This window comes from Flavihumibacter sp. CACIAM 22H1 (genome assembly GCF_001601815.1).
Lineage (GTDB): Bacteria > Bacteroidota > Bacteroidia > Chitinophagales > Chitinophagaceae > Flavihumibacter.
Window position 1 is genome coordinate 27,640 of record NZ_LUKG01000020.1, and the last position, 17,971, is coordinate 45,610.

General features: G+C 44.6%; 14 protein-coding genes. 6 read left to right on the forward strand and 8 right to left on the reverse strand.

Annotation, left to right across the window (positions count from 1 at the left end):
* Positions 1–319 (reverse strand): alkaline phosphatase family protein (locus A1D16_RS07860; protein ID WP_290708811.1); only part of this gene is annotated, 319 nt, incomplete at its 3' end.
* A gap of 92 nt (positions 320–411) precedes the next feature.
* Between A1D16_RS07860 and A1D16_RS07865 the strand changes: the two genes are divergently transcribed.
* On the forward strand, positions 412–858 hold the full coding sequence (locus A1D16_RS07865; RefSeq protein WP_290708812.1) for a methyltransferase domain-containing protein: 447 nt from the start codon (positions 412–414) through the stop codon (positions 856–858).
* 42 nt (positions 859–900) lie between these two features.
* Here the strand turns inward: A1D16_RS07865 and A1D16_RS07870 are convergent, their stop codons facing one another.
* Positions 901–1,566: a response regulator gene (locus A1D16_RS07870; RefSeq protein ID WP_290708813.1), complete on the reverse strand. Its 666-nt coding sequence runs from the start codon at positions 1,564–1,566 to the stop codon at positions 901–903.
* Positions 1,563–3,257: an ATP-binding protein gene (locus A1D16_RS07875; RefSeq protein WP_290708814.1), complete on the reverse strand. Its 1,695-nt coding sequence runs from the start codon at positions 3,255–3,257 to the stop codon at positions 1,563–1,565. The genes A1D16_RS07870 and A1D16_RS07875 overlap by 4 nt, the downstream gene beginning before the upstream one ends.
* Before the next feature lie 620 nt (positions 3,258–3,877).
* Between A1D16_RS07875 and A1D16_RS07880 the strand changes: the two genes are divergently transcribed.
* Genes A1D16_RS07880 through A1D16_RS07890 form a run of 3 tightly spaced genes read left to right on the forward strand, consistent with a single transcriptional unit; the run spans position 3,878 to position 6,115 of the window.
* Positions 3,878–4,849: a hypothetical protein gene (locus tag A1D16_RS07880; protein WP_290708815.1), complete on the forward strand. Its 972-nt coding sequence runs from the start codon at positions 3,878–3,880 to the stop codon at positions 4,847–4,849.
* 52 nt (positions 4,850–4,901) lie between these two features.
* Positions 4,902–5,660 (forward strand): NIPSNAP family protein, encoded by a 759-nt coding sequence (locus A1D16_RS07885; RefSeq protein WP_290708816.1) that lies wholly within the window; start codon positions 4,902–4,904, stop codon positions 5,658–5,660.
* Between the two features lie 11 nt (positions 5,661–5,671).
* Positions 5,672–6,115: a heme-binding protein gene (locus tag A1D16_RS07890; RefSeq protein ID WP_290708817.1), complete on the forward strand. Its 444-nt coding sequence runs from the start codon at positions 5,672–5,674 to the stop codon at positions 6,113–6,115.
* A 69-nt stretch (positions 6,116–6,184) separates the two neighbouring features.
* Here A1D16_RS07890 and A1D16_RS07895 read toward each other — a convergent pair whose 3' ends face one another.
* Positions 6,185–6,724 carry a thermonuclease family protein gene (locus A1D16_RS07895; RefSeq protein WP_290708818.1) on the reverse strand — a complete coding sequence of 180 codons (540 nt, stop codon included), beginning with the start codon at positions 6,722–6,724 and terminating at the stop codon, positions 6,185–6,187.
* A gap of 45 nt (positions 6,725–6,769) precedes the next feature.
* Here A1D16_RS07895 and A1D16_RS07900 point away from each other — a divergent pair, with 45 nt between their 5' ends.
* A complete protein-coding gene (locus A1D16_RS07900; RefSeq protein ID WP_290708819.1) occupies positions 6,770–8,482 on the forward strand; it encodes a right-handed parallel beta-helix repeat-containing protein in 1,713 nt (570 codons plus the stop codon).
* On the opposite strand, the gene A1D16_RS07905 is transcribed toward A1D16_RS07900, so the two are convergent.
* From A1D16_RS07905 to A1D16_RS07920, 4 genes are read right to left on the reverse strand one after another with little or no spacing between them, the layout of a single operon-like run.
* The gene (locus tag A1D16_RS07905) at positions 8,476–9,510 is read right to left on the reverse strand and encodes a glycoside hydrolase family 43 protein (RefSeq protein WP_290708820.1); all 1,035 of its coding nucleotides are present in this window, start codon (positions 9,508–9,510) and stop codon (positions 8,476–8,478) included. The genes A1D16_RS07900 and A1D16_RS07905 overlap by 7 nt on opposite strands.
* Before the next feature lie 12 nt (positions 9,511–9,522).
* The gene (locus A1D16_RS07910) at positions 9,523–10,566 is read right to left on the reverse strand and encodes a glycoside hydrolase family 43 protein (RefSeq protein WP_290708821.1); all 1,044 of its coding nucleotides are present in this window, start codon (positions 10,564–10,566) and stop codon (positions 9,523–9,525) included.
* A 26-nt stretch (positions 10,567–10,592) separates the two neighbouring features.
* Entirely contained in the window at positions 10,593–12,149 is a 1,557-nt protein-coding gene (locus A1D16_RS07915; RefSeq protein ID WP_290708822.1) for a RagB/SusD family nutrient uptake outer membrane protein, read from the reverse strand.
* A 10-nt stretch (positions 12,150–12,159) separates the two neighbouring features.
* Positions 12,160–15,195: a TonB-dependent receptor gene (locus A1D16_RS07920; protein ID WP_290708823.1), complete on the reverse strand. Its 3,036-nt coding sequence runs from the start codon at positions 15,193–15,195 to the stop codon at positions 12,160–12,162.
* Positions 15,196–15,471: 276 nt separating this feature from the next.
* Here A1D16_RS07920 and A1D16_RS07925 point away from each other — a divergent pair.
* The coding region (locus A1D16_RS07925; protein WP_290708824.1) for a two-component regulator propeller domain-containing protein at positions 15,472–17,971 on the forward strand (2,500 nt) is incomplete at its 3' end.

A 17,971-nucleotide genomic window follows, 5' to 3' on the forward strand; every position in this document is an offset into this window, starting at 1 on the left:
CCGGCTCCAGGTTATGGTCATTCAGTTCCCAATCATTATCCGTGATGCCATGCTGCTCCGGTCCGGCTCCCTGTAACAGTGAAGCCCAGTTCGGACTACTTACCGTCGGTAAAACAGTACGTACAGAAGTTGAATAAGCACCCACCTGTAATAAACTATCCAGCACAGGTGCCTTGGCTTTTTTTAATCCGCTGGCACTAAATCCGTCAATACCAATAACAATTACATGTTCAATGCCTTCGGGAGCTTTATTGGTTTGTTTATCTTGATTCGGCGAGCAAGCAGCCATCAGGCAGCAAAACAGGAATAATTTATTCATACATAAATTTATTAAGCAGGTTGCTGTAAACCGCTAAAGCTAGTAAATTCATAAAAGCATAATGGTGCATAATTAACCAATCATTCGTCAATATGAGCAGCAAACTATCAGCCCGTTTACTGGATATAGTTAATGCACTTCCTTTAAAAAATGGACTGCGTATATTGGAAATCGGATGCGGACCAGGCGCAGCCGCCCGTGAAATGGCGGGCCGAATCGGCAACGGGCATGTGCTTGGTATAGACCGGTCAGCCAAAGCTATCAGCCAGGCCATAAGCGGTTCTGCCCAGGAAATAAAAGCAGGCAGCTTATCTTTCAGGATAGCCAAGGTAGAAGACTTTGAACTAGAACCAGGGGAAGCTAAATTTGATATTGCCATTGCAATTAGAGTAGGCGCTCTTGATGGAAGACATCCTGAAATAGAAAAAAAGGCCCTTACTAAAATAGCGAAAGCATTAAAAAAAGGCGGAGTATTATATATTGATGGAGGAAACCCGGTTAAAACTTTACCAATAGATACGTTTAGAAACAGCCCTTAATGCTGCCACTGCTTTATACCAGGTTCCAATCTCCAGGAACTGTCAGATAATTCCAAACTCCTTACAAAATGCAATTAGTTGCTCATTGGTGGAGAAATCATGTTGCTCCTTCAGGAAATTCAATCGCTTTTCAACACTGCTTAAACCGCTTGGACTGATCTGATTTTTCTGCAGATAGGCTGGTATATCTTTCTGCCGTACGCCGTCTGAAAGCAGGGTTAAAATGGTAATATCAAAGGAGCTGAACTCAAACGCATTTTTTTGTTTCCTTAGTTGCACCAGGTTACGGGGAAAATAGCGTTGATTTTTTGCTATTTCACCAAGGGCATTTTTCAATTCGCGGGCATCATTCCTGGCTTTCAATACATAGGCATCAATTTCAAACTCATTGTACAGCCTTTCAATAATACTCAACTTAACTTCTGCAGAAAAAACCAGCACCTTTAGATCTGGTTGAAGCTTTCGGGCCTCGGCTATCAGTTCAATGCCTCCTTTTATCAATTGCTTTTGTCCATCTTCATCAAAATACAAATCCGTAATCAGCAAATCAAAGGATTGCTCCCTGTTTAAGGCATGGCGGATACTTGTTAGTGCATCATCGCAATAATACATGTACTTTACTTCAGTAGCGCCCAGCTCTTCTAATACTTTTTGCAGGGAGATGTTTACCATCTCATGGTCTTCGGCAATCAGAATTTTGTTTATCATGTGCTATATTCAACTGGCAGGTGAATCTGTATTTTTAATCCCCGGGGAGGATTGTTCTCAAAACTAAACCAGCCATTCAATCCTGAAATCCGGTTTTCCGTATTTCTCCATCCATTTCCTGGTTTAAGGTTAGCGGGGATACCTACCCCATCGTCTGTATACAGGATTTTTAATTCCTTTCCTGCTCGTTCAAATTTTACAATCACCTGGCTGGCCTGGCTGTGCTTTTTCATGTTGATCATTAATTCCTGTAGTATTTGTTCCAGCTCCGTTTTTACCTTCAAATTCAAGGTTTGCCATAATTGGGCATCACTCCCGGCTATGTATACTCTTGTTCTATCGTTGGCAAAACTTTTAATCAGCTTACTTATCTTTTGATGAAAATCTATGGACTGTATTGGTTGATCAACCTCATCATAAGAAATATTTCTTGATTTTTCATACAGGTATTCAATATCATCCAACAGGGTCGGCTTTTCCAGAGCGGGGTTGTGTTCTATGTTTGTCATGATCCGGTACAATCCATTTGCAACAACATCATGCACTTTCTGAGAGGTCTTTAATTGGGCCTCGCGTAACTTTTGCTGATGCATCCAGTTCAGCTGTTGTTGTTTTTTGCGGTACCAAATTAACCCCGCTACGAAAGCCAGCAGAAATACCAACACAATAGTAAACAGAGCCGCTTTCTGGCGAACCAGTTTTACCTGCTTTTCTGCATTCTCTTTCTGTAGCGCCAGGTTTTCTGATTTTGCTTTTGCCGCCTCATACCGGATTAATGCAAACTGGTTTTTAGCGGTGGTTCTGGCGGTTTGTAAGCTATCTCCAAGTACCCTGTATGCCTGGAAGTAGGATTTTGCTTCCGGAGCCGGTGAATAGCTGATTAATTTATCCAATGCTTCCAACCGGTCAGTAGGACTTTTAATAGCAGAAGCAGAAGCATACATCTGGCGGGCATAGTACCGGGCAGAATCCGGATTGCTGGCTGCATAAAAATCGGCCAGGTGGGCAAAACTTGCATTGAGCCCCCATTCGTCTCCTTTAATTGTACGGATCCTGAGGGCTTTTTTTAATTCGGCGGAAGCAGGGTAAGCCGGGTTTTCCAGCCATTTGGTACGTGCCAGGTTAGATAAGGTACGGGCATAATCAATGGTTGTATCCGGTAATCCCTGCAAGGCATTCGCAAAAATGTCAATGGCCTTATTATATTCTCCTTTTTTCTGATAGGCTACACCCAGGTTATTGCGTACAATCTGTTTAAAACTTTCTTCTTCGATGAGCTTCAGGGATTCCAAATAATAATGAATGGCAGCCGGATAATCCTTTAAATTCAGGCTGTTGGTGCCCAGTAAATTATAGACGGCCTGCAAGGTATACCGGTTGGTTTCCTTGGCAGGATTGAGTAGTTTCAGTGCTGCCAGAAGAGATTCCAGGCTACCATATAAATCTCCGGCATCATGCTGGATAATTGCCATGTAGTTGAGGGCGGAAGCTACTGTTAAACTATCATTTGAATAGGTTGCCAGTGTGTTGAGGAGAGAAAAAGCAGTGTCTGGCTGGCTGTACATGAGCTGTTCGGCTTTTTCTAAATCCGGCAATTGCGGCGGAGGCAGCGGGCTGCTATTTTTACGGCATCCCGTAAAAAGCAATAGGCTAAGAAGCAGGATCTTTGTTACTATTCCGGAATAAGGCATTTGATTTAAAAATATTAAAATCATGGTTATCTTCCGGTAAATATCGGGGCAAAAAATAAGGCAAGTTTTCACTTGCCTTATTCTTCGAATCAGCCTTTTGGTTTTGGCGGTCTTGGAGGAATATGCCCGGTTTCTCCACCGGTATCGTCCATAGTGCTTACTTGTGTGCCTTCATTAGTGGAAGGTGTAGATTGGTTGGGGCATGAGAATGCCAGTAGCAGGCTTATTATTAAATAAAGCATTGTAGTTGTTTTTAAAAATTGATGGGTGCTACTGCCTGGAGATTTTTTTCCCGGCGTAGATTTCTGAAAGCCGTGTAAGCAGCGCTTCTTACACGTTTGGGAAGTGAGGTTGAGAGGGTAGAATGCAAATCAGAAAAGCGCTTCCCAAGCCAATTATCCGGTCCGCATCCCTTCCTCTCTGCAATCAATCCTGTACAGTGAACCTGGAAGCAAATCAGGTTTCGATTGATTGCAGAACGAAAATAATATCCGATAAACGCTTGATTACTAAACGATTCCGATAATTCCGATCATTCCAATGGAATTCCAGAAAGGCCGGTTGAATTCCGGAAATGACGGTTGAATTCCGGTTATTATTAATTTATAGACTATGGATCTATGCTGTTGTATGCTGATTACATGAGGCTGGTTAGGAAGGTTTACCAGCTTAAAAAGGAGCAAAACCTGCTGCCTCAAAGCATTTCCAACCCCGGCAGAAAAGCATTGAGAGAAGAGTCGGTCAGAATTTGCAGAAGCCGCTTAAGAAAAGAGGACCTGAAAATAATCCGCGAATTTTTTGACTGGGAAGGCAATGAAAAGGAGATCATAGATGCAGTGGAAAGATTACCCGTTGATCGGTTTCGGCCACTGGTTAATCTGATGATGGGAGAAACGATCAATTCAGAAAAGAAAAACGTTGAGTTGTTAGCCTGGTTGATCGATTTTCAACCAAGACCTTTTGAAGGAAGCCCCGATTTTTACCCAAAACTGGCAGCGGTGGAGGCTGGCCTAAAAAGAGGAGAATTATACCTGCCTGATCAGGCAGAGCCAGAAAGCAGCCAGGAAGAAGAGGAACAGGCAGCAGCAGGCGAACCTGAAAAACTGCCAACAGAACAATGGGGGTTACTAAGTGGAGGAAAAAAAGAGCTGGTTCAGCGTAAAAGGCGAGGTAAACTGCTGGCCAGCAGCTGGCTGATAGGGCTTGGACTGGCAGCAGCTGGTGGAATAGCTGCCTATTTTAGCCTGCCAACTGGTGCTGACAGGAGCCAACCAGACTATTTTTTTCAACACCAAGCCTGTATGTATTGGACAGGAACTGCTTATAAAAAAGCGCCCTGCCTGGTTAAGAAGGGAGATACATTATTAGTTGCTTTAGACAGCACCCTTTTATTAAATTTTCAACGCATTACTACCCCCGATACGATATCAGAAAAAGCTATCGGTCAGGTTCATTACAGTAAAAGAAATAAAGTAATCGACTATTTTACCTGCGGCGGAAAACATCCGGAAGATCCTACCAGAAAATTGAGACCGCTAACCAAATATATATATGATAAATACCTGCGGCCATTACCTCCAACAACCAGGTAATCGGAAGGAATCAACCGCTTGCCTCCCGAATAATGCTTAATTTCAGGGCATTATGCAAAGCTTCCGTTACTACCTGCTGCTGGTGATAACCGTCTGCAGCATTTCAACCGCCAGTGCTCAGTTAACTGATACACGCTGTTTTGAATTACGGATCTATTACTGCCATCCTGGTCGCTTGGATGCGCTGATGGAGCGTTTTACAAACCATACCACCCGTTTATTTGAAAAACATGGTATGCAGAATATCGGTTACTGGTTGCCGGTTAATAATACAGAAAATGCGCTTTATTATGTGCTGGCCTACCCAAGCAAAGAGGCAAGAGAAGCCTCCTGGAAGGCATTTAGTGAGGATAGTACCTGGAAGGGCGTTCAGCGGCGCTCTGAAGAATCGGGTAAAATTGTAGCCCGTGTCCGCTCCATCTTTATGGAAGCAACAGGTTATAGCCCGGCTATTCAGGCTTCCAAACAGGGTGCCGATCGGTTATTTGAGTTGCGCACCTACACCTGTTATCCTGACAAATTATCCAATCTGCAGGAACGCTTTAAAAACCATACTTGTAAATTGTTTGCAGATGCGGGTATGACAAATATTGCTTACTGGACAAGTAAAGCCGACGACGACAAAAAGCAACCAACCCTGATTTACCTGCTGGCGCACAAATCAGAAGAAGCGGCAAAAAAATCATGGGATCTGTTCAGGAATAATCCCGAATGGATAAAGGTCAGGAATGCATCGGAAGCTGCCGGCCCCATTGTAGAACAGATTGAATCCATCTTCCTGAAACCACTGCCCTTTTCTGCCATCCGATAACAATTACCAAAATGGATACCACTGCTGTACTGAAGCGTATTGAGTTAACCAGCTTCAATAATAGCAAAGCCCTGCAAATGGGACTTGCAATTATTGACCTTGCCAAAAAAAGAAAACAGGTAATTGGCGTGGAAATAGCCCGGCTCAACCAACCCATTTTCCTGTATATAGATGACGACCTGCCTGCTGACAAAAACCACTGGCTGAAACGGAAAGCCAATACAGCCCGGCACTTTGAAGAAAGCTCCCTGTATGTACGTTATGAACTCGAAAAAAAGAATCGTACACTGGAAGCTTTTTTTGGTCTTGATGAGAAAGACTATGTGGCCAAAGGAGGCGCCATCCCTTTGTTTGTGACTGGTGCCGGTATTATTGGAACCATCACCGTAACAGGCTTACCCGATACGGAAGACCACCAGTTGATTATTGATGCCCTGCAGGGAAATTTTTTCTAGCCCTTTTACCATAGAAAGTTCCAGCTACAGCCAAACAGGGAAGGTTCTGTCCTGGCAATTGCTACCTACTTATTTAAGGGCTGGCTTTCTCCAATTCCAGGGCGCTACCGGATGGGGTTCTTTCCATAACCCCACACCGGCTTTACGGGCCGCTTTTTCCAGGCTACTATACACTTCACTCTTTGAATACCTGGTGAAATGCCAGGCAAGCCCAGCCTTAACCAGTTCCTTATTAAGACTGCGCCCTCCGGGTACAATAACTTCCCCTATAAGTCGCTTATTCCGATCCAGTTCATTTTTATGAAGGATACGCACTATTTTACCAAAACACAGATCGGCACTGAATTTTTTTGCAGCTGTTCCATAAGGTTGCTGTTTGCGGATCTCCGGACAGTCAATATGCTCAAGACGGATCCGAAGTGCTTTTCCCTCATACAGGATATCAATGGTATCACCGTCCACTATCCCAATAACTTTGCCGGATAGCTGATCGGGATAGCTGGAAACCGTAGCCGGTATCCAGCTTAGATTCAGGAATATTATAAAAAGGAGCCGAAGCATCATTCTCCAAATGTCAGTTTTAGGCAGGATATAGTAAAATCGAAGCATACTGAACCGTGTTTTCTGAGTAGTATTGAATGCTTAATTTTCAGTATGCCGTATAAACTTCTGCTGACGCTTTTTATTTCCACTATGTTGTTCAGCTTTCCGGGACTAGCCCAGGTTTCCGTTGAAAAGTTCGGGGCACTACCCGATGACACGCTGAACGATCGGGAAGCCATCCAGAAAGCAATTGATTATTGCAAAAAAAACCGGGTAAAACAATTGCGTTTTCCACCCGGCCGTTACATCATCCGGGAAGAGAAGGCCATTCAATTAATGAACGATGTAATGGACGGGAAGATGGGACGCAATCCACAGGATATCGTTTATACGCCCTATTATCCTTATACCAGGGGAATTCATATCAATGGCTTTTCTGAGCTGGAGATCAGGGCCGACGGTGCCTTTTTTGCCGTTCAGGGCTGGATGGAACCGATTTCTATTGAAAACAGCCGACAGGTTAGCATACAGGGAATAACCATCGATTACGATACCCCTCCGCACAGTGAAGGACTGGTAGTTCGGCAGGAGGCCGATTATTTTGACCTGCAATTCCAGAAAGCATTTCCGATCCGAAACAACATGGTTATGCTGCGGATTATGTTCTGGGATTTGACAAAAAACCGGTTACAGGGGAATAGCCTCTATTTCCCAAAGAAAAATGAGTTATTAAATGATTCCACAATCCGAATCTGGGCTAGCACACCCGAGCCTGTTACCGGTACAATGGCACTGATTAACCATATGTTTCATTTTCGGCCGGCAGTTCTTTTAAATGAATCTGCCGATATTCATTTAAAACAGCTCACCATCCATGCACAACCAGGCATGGGAATCGTAGGGCATCGAACAGAGAATATAACCATGGATGGCCTGAGAATTGTTCCGGCGCCGGGTCGTTATCAATCCACCAATACAGATGCCACCCATTTTACTTCCTGCAAAGGCCTGATCCGTTTCAATGGCTGCAGCTTCGAAGGACAGGGAGATGATGCTACCAATGTGCACGGCTACTACCAGGTAATTACAGCAGCTGAAGCTGATCAGCGCTATACGATCCAAATGGAGAAACAATGGGGCACGCATGCGATGGTACTTGATTATCCAGACGCGGGCGACGAACTGGAACTTGTAGCCAAAGAAACACTGGAAGTAGTAGGGCATTATAAAGTAACCAAAACCATTCCCCGCCCAAAGGAATGGTGCACCATTATTGAACTGGATAAAAAAATCGCGGGGCCTATCAACCATTACTACCTTATTAACCGTACCAGGATTCCCCGCCTTGAATTTGTCAACTCCTATGTAGGAAGTCATTTAGCAAGAGCAGTTTTAGTGAAAACCAGAAATGTACTGATCGAAAACAATACTTTTCGCGAAAGTACCGGAACGGCTATTCATATTGGTGCTGAGGGAGACTGGAGAGAGGGCCCTGGATCAGCAAACGTACATATTCGAAACAACCGCATCCTGCGCTGTGGAAGAGGCGATGGCACCAATGATGACGCTACAGCCATTGCCATTAATGTAAAAGCACCTGCTGCTACGGTGGCAGGAATTCATCGCCAAATATTGATAGAAGGAAACCTGATTGAAGGTGATTCTTCCATTACCGGTATTTCCATTTCCGGAGCAACGGATGTGCAGGTTCGGAACAATGTATTTTCAGGCTGCAAAAATCCTATTGTTCATAAATTCTCAACGGGTTTACGGTTCAGTAATAACTACGATGGTACAAAACCGATACCTTCTTTTTCTTATTGAGGAATAGTAAGCCGGGTAGCTACAGGCAATGGTTTTCCGAAATCAGGGGTACCGTCTTCTTTCCAGGTAAAGGGCTGAGCGCGTGGCGATCGGAATTCTCCACATCCCTGGCCAGGTGCATCATTGGCATGATACAAAATCCAGTTCTCTTTTCCGCTGGGGGAAACAAAAAAGGAATTATGACCCGGCGCATATACCTTATTCTCCGGGCTCTGGGTGAATACCGGCTCTGGGTGTTTTTTCCAGGCGGTACTATCCATTAAATCAGCCCCAATAGTGGTTGATAACATGCCAAGAGAATACTGATCCGTCCAGCAGCCACTTGCAGAATAGATTAAGAACAATTGATTCTTATTGCGTAACAGCTGTGGCCCTTCATTCACATTCACATGTGGCACATCATTAGGATTATTCAGATCGCCGTGTTTTTCCCAGGGCAGGGTAGGCGAGGATAACCGAACTCTTTCACCGGTTACCGTCCAGGGGTTCGACATTTTAGCAATATAAATATCCTGCTGGCCATTTACATCGCCTTCCCAGCCCGACCAAAGTAAATATAATTGTGTTTCATGTTCGTATACAGTGCCATCGATCGACCATTTATCATCGGGGGTAGATAAGCGTCCTTTTACTTCCCAGGTTCCCTGGAAAGGATCGGCCGATCCATTTTCGAGTACCCATAACCGGTGATCTACATTATTACCGCTGTCCGCCGCAAAATAAACGTACCATTTACCTTGCAAAAAATGGATTTCCGGGGCCCATAGTTCCTTTGAATAGGGCCCGGTTGCAGGCGGACTAAATACTACTTTCTTTTCTGCGGTTGCCAGTTCAGCAATTGATTTTGTTTTCCAGACGGTGATATTGTGGCCGGTGGTATTGGTATAATAATAATACCCGTCTTTGTAAATACACCAGGGATCAGCGCCAGCGGGCAAGAGCGGATTCGTAAATGTTGCAACAGGTTCATTACTGCAGGATGCCAGGCAAAACATGGCAAGTACTAAAAGCAGGTTTCGTCTTAACATAATCCCTTGTATTTATTCGCCGGAAGGTACACCTATTGCCGCGGAAATGGGCGCTGGCACACCAAATTGAGGGGTTCCGTTGGCAGTAAAAACAAATGGCTGAATACGTACATTTCGTTTTTCCCCGCAACCGTCATTGCTGTTATTATTCGCATGATAAATGATCCAGTTTTCATCACCCTCCACCGATTTAAAAAATGCACAGTGGCCAGGCCCGAATGCACGACCGGTACTACTCTTTGAAAATACCGGCACATTGTTTTTTGTCCAGTCTGCTGCATTCAGGGGGTTGCCATCGGGTTTTAGCGTCAGCATGCCCAGTGCATAATCATCTGTCCAGCAACCACTGGCGGAATACACCATAAAAACCTGCCCGTTTGCATTTTTCAATACCTGCGGTGCTTCGTTTACCGGGCCTCCTGCACGCTCCCAGGACAGTTCGGGTTTTGTCAACTCTACGCTGTTCCCGGTCAATGACCAGGGCGTATCCATTTCTGCTATATAAATATTCTGGTTCTGTACCGATTGATCAGGTCTTCCACTCCATAAGAAATACCGTTTCTCTTTGTATTCCAGTACGGTTCCGTCAATTGCCCAGAAATCAGTATCCCCTGCAAATATTCTTCCTTTCATAGTCCACTGGCCAGTAGTGGGATCAGTGGCCGGATTTTCGAGTACCCAGGTACGTTGTGTTTCGTCCGGGCCACTTCCAGCCGTTATATAGAGGTACCATTTATTGTCAAGGTAATGTAATTCCGGTGCCCAGACATTGGAGGTATAAGCACTGCCTGCAGGCGGATTAAATACCACGGTACTGGCTGCACTGGCCATAGTAGTTACCTTATTGTTTTTCCAAAGTACCACCCTGTTGCCAACGGTATGTGTATAATAGTACGTAGCCCCCTGTTTAATAATCCAGGGATCGGATCCACTCATAATAGGGTTGCTGAATGTTTTCTGCTCAGGCCCTGGTGAGGGAGGCGTATCCTTTTCACCACATCCTGCAATCAATAAACCAATGCTCAGTAATGAAACAATACCGGAACGGATAAACATATAAACTAATAATTGCTTTATTCAATTTACCAGCCCTGGTTCTGCACCAGGTTTGGATTTATGTCGATTTCTGTTTGTGGAATCGGCATGTATTTATTACGACCTAATTCAAAATTTTCGAACTCGGGGTCACGGGCCTTTAATTCAGCCAACTTATTGTTATCATCAAAATATCCCCAGCGTGCAAGATCATTCCACCGCAATGACTCCCCGGTTAATTCCATTATACGTTCATGTTCGAGCTGTTTCAGGAATTGCGCCTGGGTCATACCCGGCATAGCAACTGAAAGGGGGCGTAAACCTGCACGAACCCGAACCCGATCTACATACTGGTATGCATCGCCCGTTTGTCCAAGTCCGTTTAATGCTTCGGCATACATCAGCAATACATCCGCAAACCGGATTAACCGGAAATTGATCGGTCCGTTAAACACTTCAAATTCATTCAACCGGAAATAATCGTTCAGGTATTTGCGATACCATACCCGCTTGGTGATGTCTTCGTTATAATTTTTTGAAGTAAAAGAACCTCCATAAACCTGGGTAAAATCAGGCCCCCGTTCATCGGTAGAATCATACAGGGCTGTAACTGCAAGGCGTGGATCTCGCCCGCCGGCAGCTGTTTCTTCCTTCAGAAATTCGGCTACTACCCACCTGCGCATATTGGCGTCGTTAAAACCATGCCCGGGTGGGGCAAAAAATGGAGAACGACTGGTACCAACATTGGAAGTGGGACCATCTTCACCACTGTTTTCTGCCCGCATTTTAAACTGGATCTCGAACACCGACTCCTTATTGTTTTCAGTCGTATGCATAAAGTTATCGGCATAGTTGGGCATCAGATCATATAAAGATTGGCCCTCACCGGAAATCAGCCATTCCAATGCATCCGCCGCCTGCTGGTATTCTTTTTGTTGCAGATGCGCCCTTCCCAACAATGCATAGGCAGCTCCTTTAGTAGCCCGTCCAATTTCTTCTCCGGTATACGTTGCAGGCAGGTCGGTAGCTGCTTCTGCCAGGTCTTTTTCAATCTGTGTCCAAACCTGTTCGGGGCTCGACTGAGCAGGTTTATCTGCCGGAAGAGAGGGCTCCAGGATCAGGGGAATATTGCCCCAGATGGTTACAAGGTTGTAATAATATACCGCCCGTAAAAACTTAGCTTCTGCCACATATCTTTTCTTCAGGTTCTCATCCATAGCGATAGAGGGAACATTGCTGATTACCTGGTTACTCCGGTAAACACCCCTGTAATGATGCCACCAGGTATCGTAGTTTACTTCAAAACTGTATTGGGTAATATTCAATGCACCTACGCTTCTAAGTTCATTCCAGGGACTGGTAGAATACCCATCGTCAGACCGGATATCAAAATAAAAAGGCGTCCAACGCGAACCGGGCGAACCATTCCGGTAAAAATTTCCGTAAACGGCATTGATACCCTGTAATGCATCTTCCCCGGTTTTCCAGAAATTTGATTCATCCTTACGGTTAGGGTTTTCAATATCAAGATCAGTGTATTTTTTGCAGGACCCTGCACCGGTTAAGAGCAGTCCGGCCAGGCATATATTTATCAGTGTTTTCATTGCTACTTGTTTAATAGGTAAATCTCAGGCCAGCGGAAACCATACGAAGTGCAGGATACTGACCGTTATCCAGTCCTCTTTCAAAAATGTTTACACCAACAATATCCGGATCCAGGCCAGTATAATTTGTAAGCGTTAACAAATTCTGGCCACTCAGATAAACCGACGCCGATTTAAAGCCAATGCGTTGTAAACTTGTTTGCGGAATATTATATGCCACTTCTATATTCCTCAACCGCAGGTAACTACCATTTTCCAGCCAGCGGTCTGATTGTGGCAATACATTGTACTGGATGCCCTGATCGGGTGCTCCGATAGCTGCGCGGGGCCATTCGTTGCTTTGATTTTCCGGTGTCCAGAAATTTGCACCTTTACGGAAATTGGTATTCAGATCCATACGATCTACCGTATAACGTGGACGGTTGTATAATTGATTTCCAACCACTGCATACCATTGCATAGAAAATGAAAACTGCTTATACTGCATATTCAGGATCAGCCCAGATTCCCAGTCTGCCCAGGGGCTACCTGCATAATGACGATCTTTATCAAGATCAAGTGTGCCATCATCATCCACATCCACATAACGGATATCTCCTGGTCTGGCCCATGGCTGCAATAGCTCACCGGTTTTACCGCGGTGCGCATCTACTTCTGCCTGGCTTTGGAAAATGCCGTCTGTTTTAAGTACATACCACTCGCCGATAGAGCGTCCTAATTCCGTACGGGCATCTCCGATCTGTGTGTATTTGGTCGATTCATTTCCGAAGGCCAGTACTTTATTACGGATCCTGGTAAAATTGACGGTTGCATCCCATTTGAAATTAGCGGTTCTTTTAGATCGGTAAGTAAGGGCTAATTCAATTCCCTTATTCTGAATAGAAGCAGCATTAACGGCCGGATTACCACCGGCATTTCCAGTAGTAAGGCTGATCGGCAGATCAACCAGTACGTCTTTGGTTTTAGCAATAAAATAATCTGCGGAGAAACTAAGCGCATTATTAAGGAAAGAAGCTTCAATACCCAGGTTAGTGGTGTTCTTGCGTTCCCAACGAAGGTCTGTATTGGCCAACTGGGTTACAATGGCTCCTACCTGCTCTGTACTATTCGGACCAAAAACAGCCCGGGGGAAAGGATTGATCACGGCGTAATACATCCACGCGTTGAGGAATTCGGCATTGCCCAAAGAACCATAAGAAGCCCGGATTTTAAGATCATTAACAGCATCCACATTCCAGAACTTTTCTTTAGAAATCCTCCATGCAACTGAAGCCGAGGGGAAATTACCCCAGCGATTATTATTACTGAACTTAGAACTGCCGTCTCTTCTGAAAGTAAGGCTGGTGAGGTATTTATCCTGGTAACTATAGTTTACCCGGCCGAGATAGCCGATAAAATTGGAGATTTCTTTGTACCTGTCCAGCACTTCGGGGTTAGAACCAATCTGGTTAATTCTGTCTACCGGATGATCAAATCGTTGCATACTTACCCCGGCAACCGCACCGATACGGTGGTCACCGATTACCTTATCATAATTTAGGGTATGTTCAAGCAGGGTAGACTGAAATTCACCCCTGCTGCGGAATCGGCCAATTTCATTGTTATTGGGAGAGGGCGTACCCTGGCGAACGGTGCCGGGCATACGGATACCATCGCCCCTGTCCATAGTTTTTTCGATACCAAAATTAAACTTGTAAAAGAACCCATCAGCAATGGTAAATTCAACAAATGCATTACCCCGGATTTTGAAGTTGCGTTGCTCAAACTGATCAAGTCGTTGCAGCGCGGGCACATTTGCTGTAAGTGTATTTAAATAAGCGTTGTTTAAACCAATACCCCAGCCTTCGGGGTTCTCCGCAGACTCATACCTGCTGCCTCTTAATGCAACAACGGGTGGCATGCTGATCATATCTACAAACGGGTTTACACCCACTCCTGAACTAGCTATGGGGTCTTCTTTTGTCCAGCTGAATAATACGTTTTCACCAATATTGAAGCGGCCATGCCGGATATTGGTATTAATACGGAACCCGGTCCTGGAAAAGCTGTTATCAATTACCGGTCCTTTGTTATTGAAATGGTTAGCGCTGATAAAGTAATTAAGCTTTTTTAAAGACCCGGAAGCGGAAAGGTTATAATCGCCGATAGCCCCTGTACGCAGAAACTCTTTTTGCCAGTCTGTGTTGATGGAAGGATCAAACTCTGTACTGATAGAAGTTGGAACCGGCAGGCCACCTGCTTCATGCAATTGTGTAGCAAGTGTGCGATACTCCTGTGCATTCATCATATCATACCGGTTATGCACACCCTGAATACCAGCTTTTATACTTCCGCTAAAGGAAGGAGGCCCTTTTTTGCCTTTTTTAGTGGTGATGATGATAACTCCATTTGCGGCGCGGCTACCGTAAATAGCAGCAGCGGAAGCGTCCTTAAGAATCTGTATGGTTTCAATATCAGCCGGGTTAAAATCTGGGGTGGCGTCACTGTACATACCGTCAATAATATACAAGGGGTTATTATTCGCAAAAGTTCCTGCTCCGCGAATATCAATTTTTGCCCCTCCACCCGGCTGGCCGGTATTACGTACGGTTACACCAGGCGTAAGCCCCTGTATACTCTCCGCTACAGAATTGGAGGTATTTTTATTAGCTGTACCAGGATCTATTACGCCCACAGCACCGGTAAGGTCTTTTTTTCTTACCGACTGGTAGCCAATAACCACCACCTCGTCGGCCAGGCTGGCTGTACTGGTCAGTGAAATAGTTAAGGACTCGCCGGTAACTTTTACCTCCTGGTCCTGGTACCCAACATAACTGATTACCAAAAACGATCCGATACCCGCTTCAATGCTGAAAGCACCGCTGGCATCGGCAATTACCGTCTTTTGTGTTCCTTTTACTTTTACGGTAGCTCCACCCAGGGGTTCGCCATTTACCGATCGTATAGTACCGGTAACGGCCTGTTGGGCATACAATCCTACACAAATCAGTAAAGCCAGGAGTGTTCCGGAGGCTTTTACCAACATGTTTCTGGTGTTGTTCTTCATATGCAAGTTCTGGTTTAGATGATTTTTGTCTTGAGATTTTATGGCTGCTGTTATTGAAGTTGGTCTGTAATAGTGCAGTAGCGGCCGTGTATTAGCTTATAAGCTGGTTGGAGCATGGCAAATGCACAATCGTTACTGACTGTGAAGGTTTCAAAATTTAAGCAAACAGTAGATTTTTTTTGTATCAAAAAACTTCAAAATTGTCTCGATTTTACCTGGAATGCTGAATGGCAGAAAAAAATGGACTACCAAAAGAAATCCTATTTTTGAAACCCCATGCTCCGCTTGTCGTTTATAGGGTTCTTATTCTTTGCCTGCATTTACCCGTTGCATGCGCAACATTATTTTCGGCATTACCAGGTAGAGCAAGGGCTTTCAAACAATACTGTTTTTGCAATTGTTCAGGATGCTAAAGGATTTTTGTGGATGGGCACCAAAGACGGATTAAACCGCTTTGATGGGTATAGCTTTAAAATATTTAGAAATAACCCGGATGATGGCCTGAAAATTGGCGATAGTTTTATCCGAAGTCTTTACCTCGATCAGGCAGATACGCTTTACGTGGGAACCCGCTCCGGTTTGTACCGGTACAATGCATGGGATGAATCCTTCAATCTGCTAATCTCCAGTAAAGATGAAATCCGTGCTATAAAAAAAGATGCCGGTAATAACGTATGGTTTATAGGCGGACAAACGCTTTATTGTTTACCTGCAGGCAGCAAACGTATACAGGAATATAGGCCTAACCGGTATTTTGCAGCTACCAGTGTTTGCACAGATACCAAAGGAGTTTTATGGGTCAGCACTGCAACCGGTCTTTTATTCCGTTATGAAGCAAGCAGTAACCGTTTTATAGAAGCCGATCTGCCGATCTGGAACAAATCGGTTGCCAATAAATGGATTGAAAAAATTTATTGTACAAAAAAGGGGAATCTTTTAATCGGAACTGCCGGCATGGGCGCATTTGAATACGACCCGGCCACCGGTGGTTCTGCACCCGTACTCCGCAATCTTCCGCATACGGATATTTTTGTGCGCGATTTTGCAGAAGAGAACGATAGCACCCTTTGGATTGCAACAGAAAATGGGGTATATATCCGTACCCGCAGTGGCCAGGTAACGAATCTGAAAAAACAGCTCAATAATCCCTATACCCTCTCCGATAATGCGGTGTATAGTTTGGCTAAAGACAAAGAAGGCGGCATATGGGCAGGAACATATTTTGCAGGCATCAATTATTATCGTTGGCAATATGCCAGTTTTTATAAATACCTGCCAGGTACCGACGCCAACCAGTTAAGCGGTCAGGCTGTGCGGGAAATTTGCAAGGATAAAATCGGGCAGCTATGGGTGGGTACAGAAGATGGCGGATTGAACTGTATATCAGCAGACGGACAATCTATCCAACATCTTAAAGCAGATGGCCGGCCCGGAAGTGTTACCTATACGAATATACATGGCCTGCTGAGTGTGGACGATCAGCTTTGGGTAGGAACATTTGAACATGGTGTAGATGTGCTGGATATCCGCAGCAAAAAGGTTATTGCGCATTATCCAAAACGGACAGATCCGCGGATGGAAAGCAATTTTTTTGTTGTGTTATGCCAGTTGAAAAACGGCACCCTTCTCGCAGGTACCCGAAGGGGTATGTACCGGTTTAACAAAAAGACGCGGCAATTTGACCAGGACAATTCCATCCCCACCAATTGCTTTATTCATACTATAATCGAAGCTAGAGATGGCACTATCTGGGTCGGCACCCTGGGCAATGGCTTATACCGGCTTAACCAGGAAGATGGCAGCGCTACCCTTATGAGCCATAACCCTAACCTGCCGGGCAGTCTTCCTTCCAATTCTATCACCACCCTATTTCAATCAACCGACGAAAAAATATGGATAGGTACCGAAGGCGGCGGACTGGCATTATTTGATGACAGCACCCACCAGTTCAGGCGATTCAGTATACAGGAAGGATTTCCCTCCAATACAATTTTTAAAATCCTGGAAGATGACGATAACCGGCTCTGGATAACAACCACGAAAGGTTTGGTGTGCATGAGTAAAAATTTCAAGCTGATTAAAACCTTTACAACCGCCAATGGTCTGTTGAGCAATCAATTCAACTATAATTCGGGCTATAAAGACAGGGATGGCCAATTCTATTTTGGAAGCGCACGTGGAATGATTCGTTTTCACCCTGATAATTTTATAAACACCGGTTATATGCCAGACATTCACATCACCGGGCTAAGCATTGGAGGAAAAGAAGCTAATGTAGGAAGAGAATTAAATCACTCTATTTTATATACCGACCGTGTTAACCTGAGTCATAACCAATCAACCTTTGCTATAGATTTTGCAGCTTTGTATTTTTCTGCACCGGAAATGACAGAATACCAGTATATGCTGGAAGGGTTGGATGAGGAATGGACCACACTAAAATCCAACCGGAGGGTATATTTTACTAACCTGTCTCCGGGAAATTATACCTTCAAAGTAAAAGCTGCCAATACACAAGGCCAATGGACGCCCCGGCCGGCTACCCTGCAGGTTCATATTGAACCACCTTTCTGGGCCAGTAATGCTGCCTATGCCTTGTATACCATTGTAACAGGCCTACTTATCTGGTTTTTATTTCGGACCTATCATATGGCCATGGCCAATAAAGCAGCCCGGCAACTCGAAATGATGGAGCACGAAAAAGAAAAAGAAATGTACCAGGCAAAAATTGAGTTCTTTACCAATATTGCGCATGAAATTAAAACACCGCTTACAC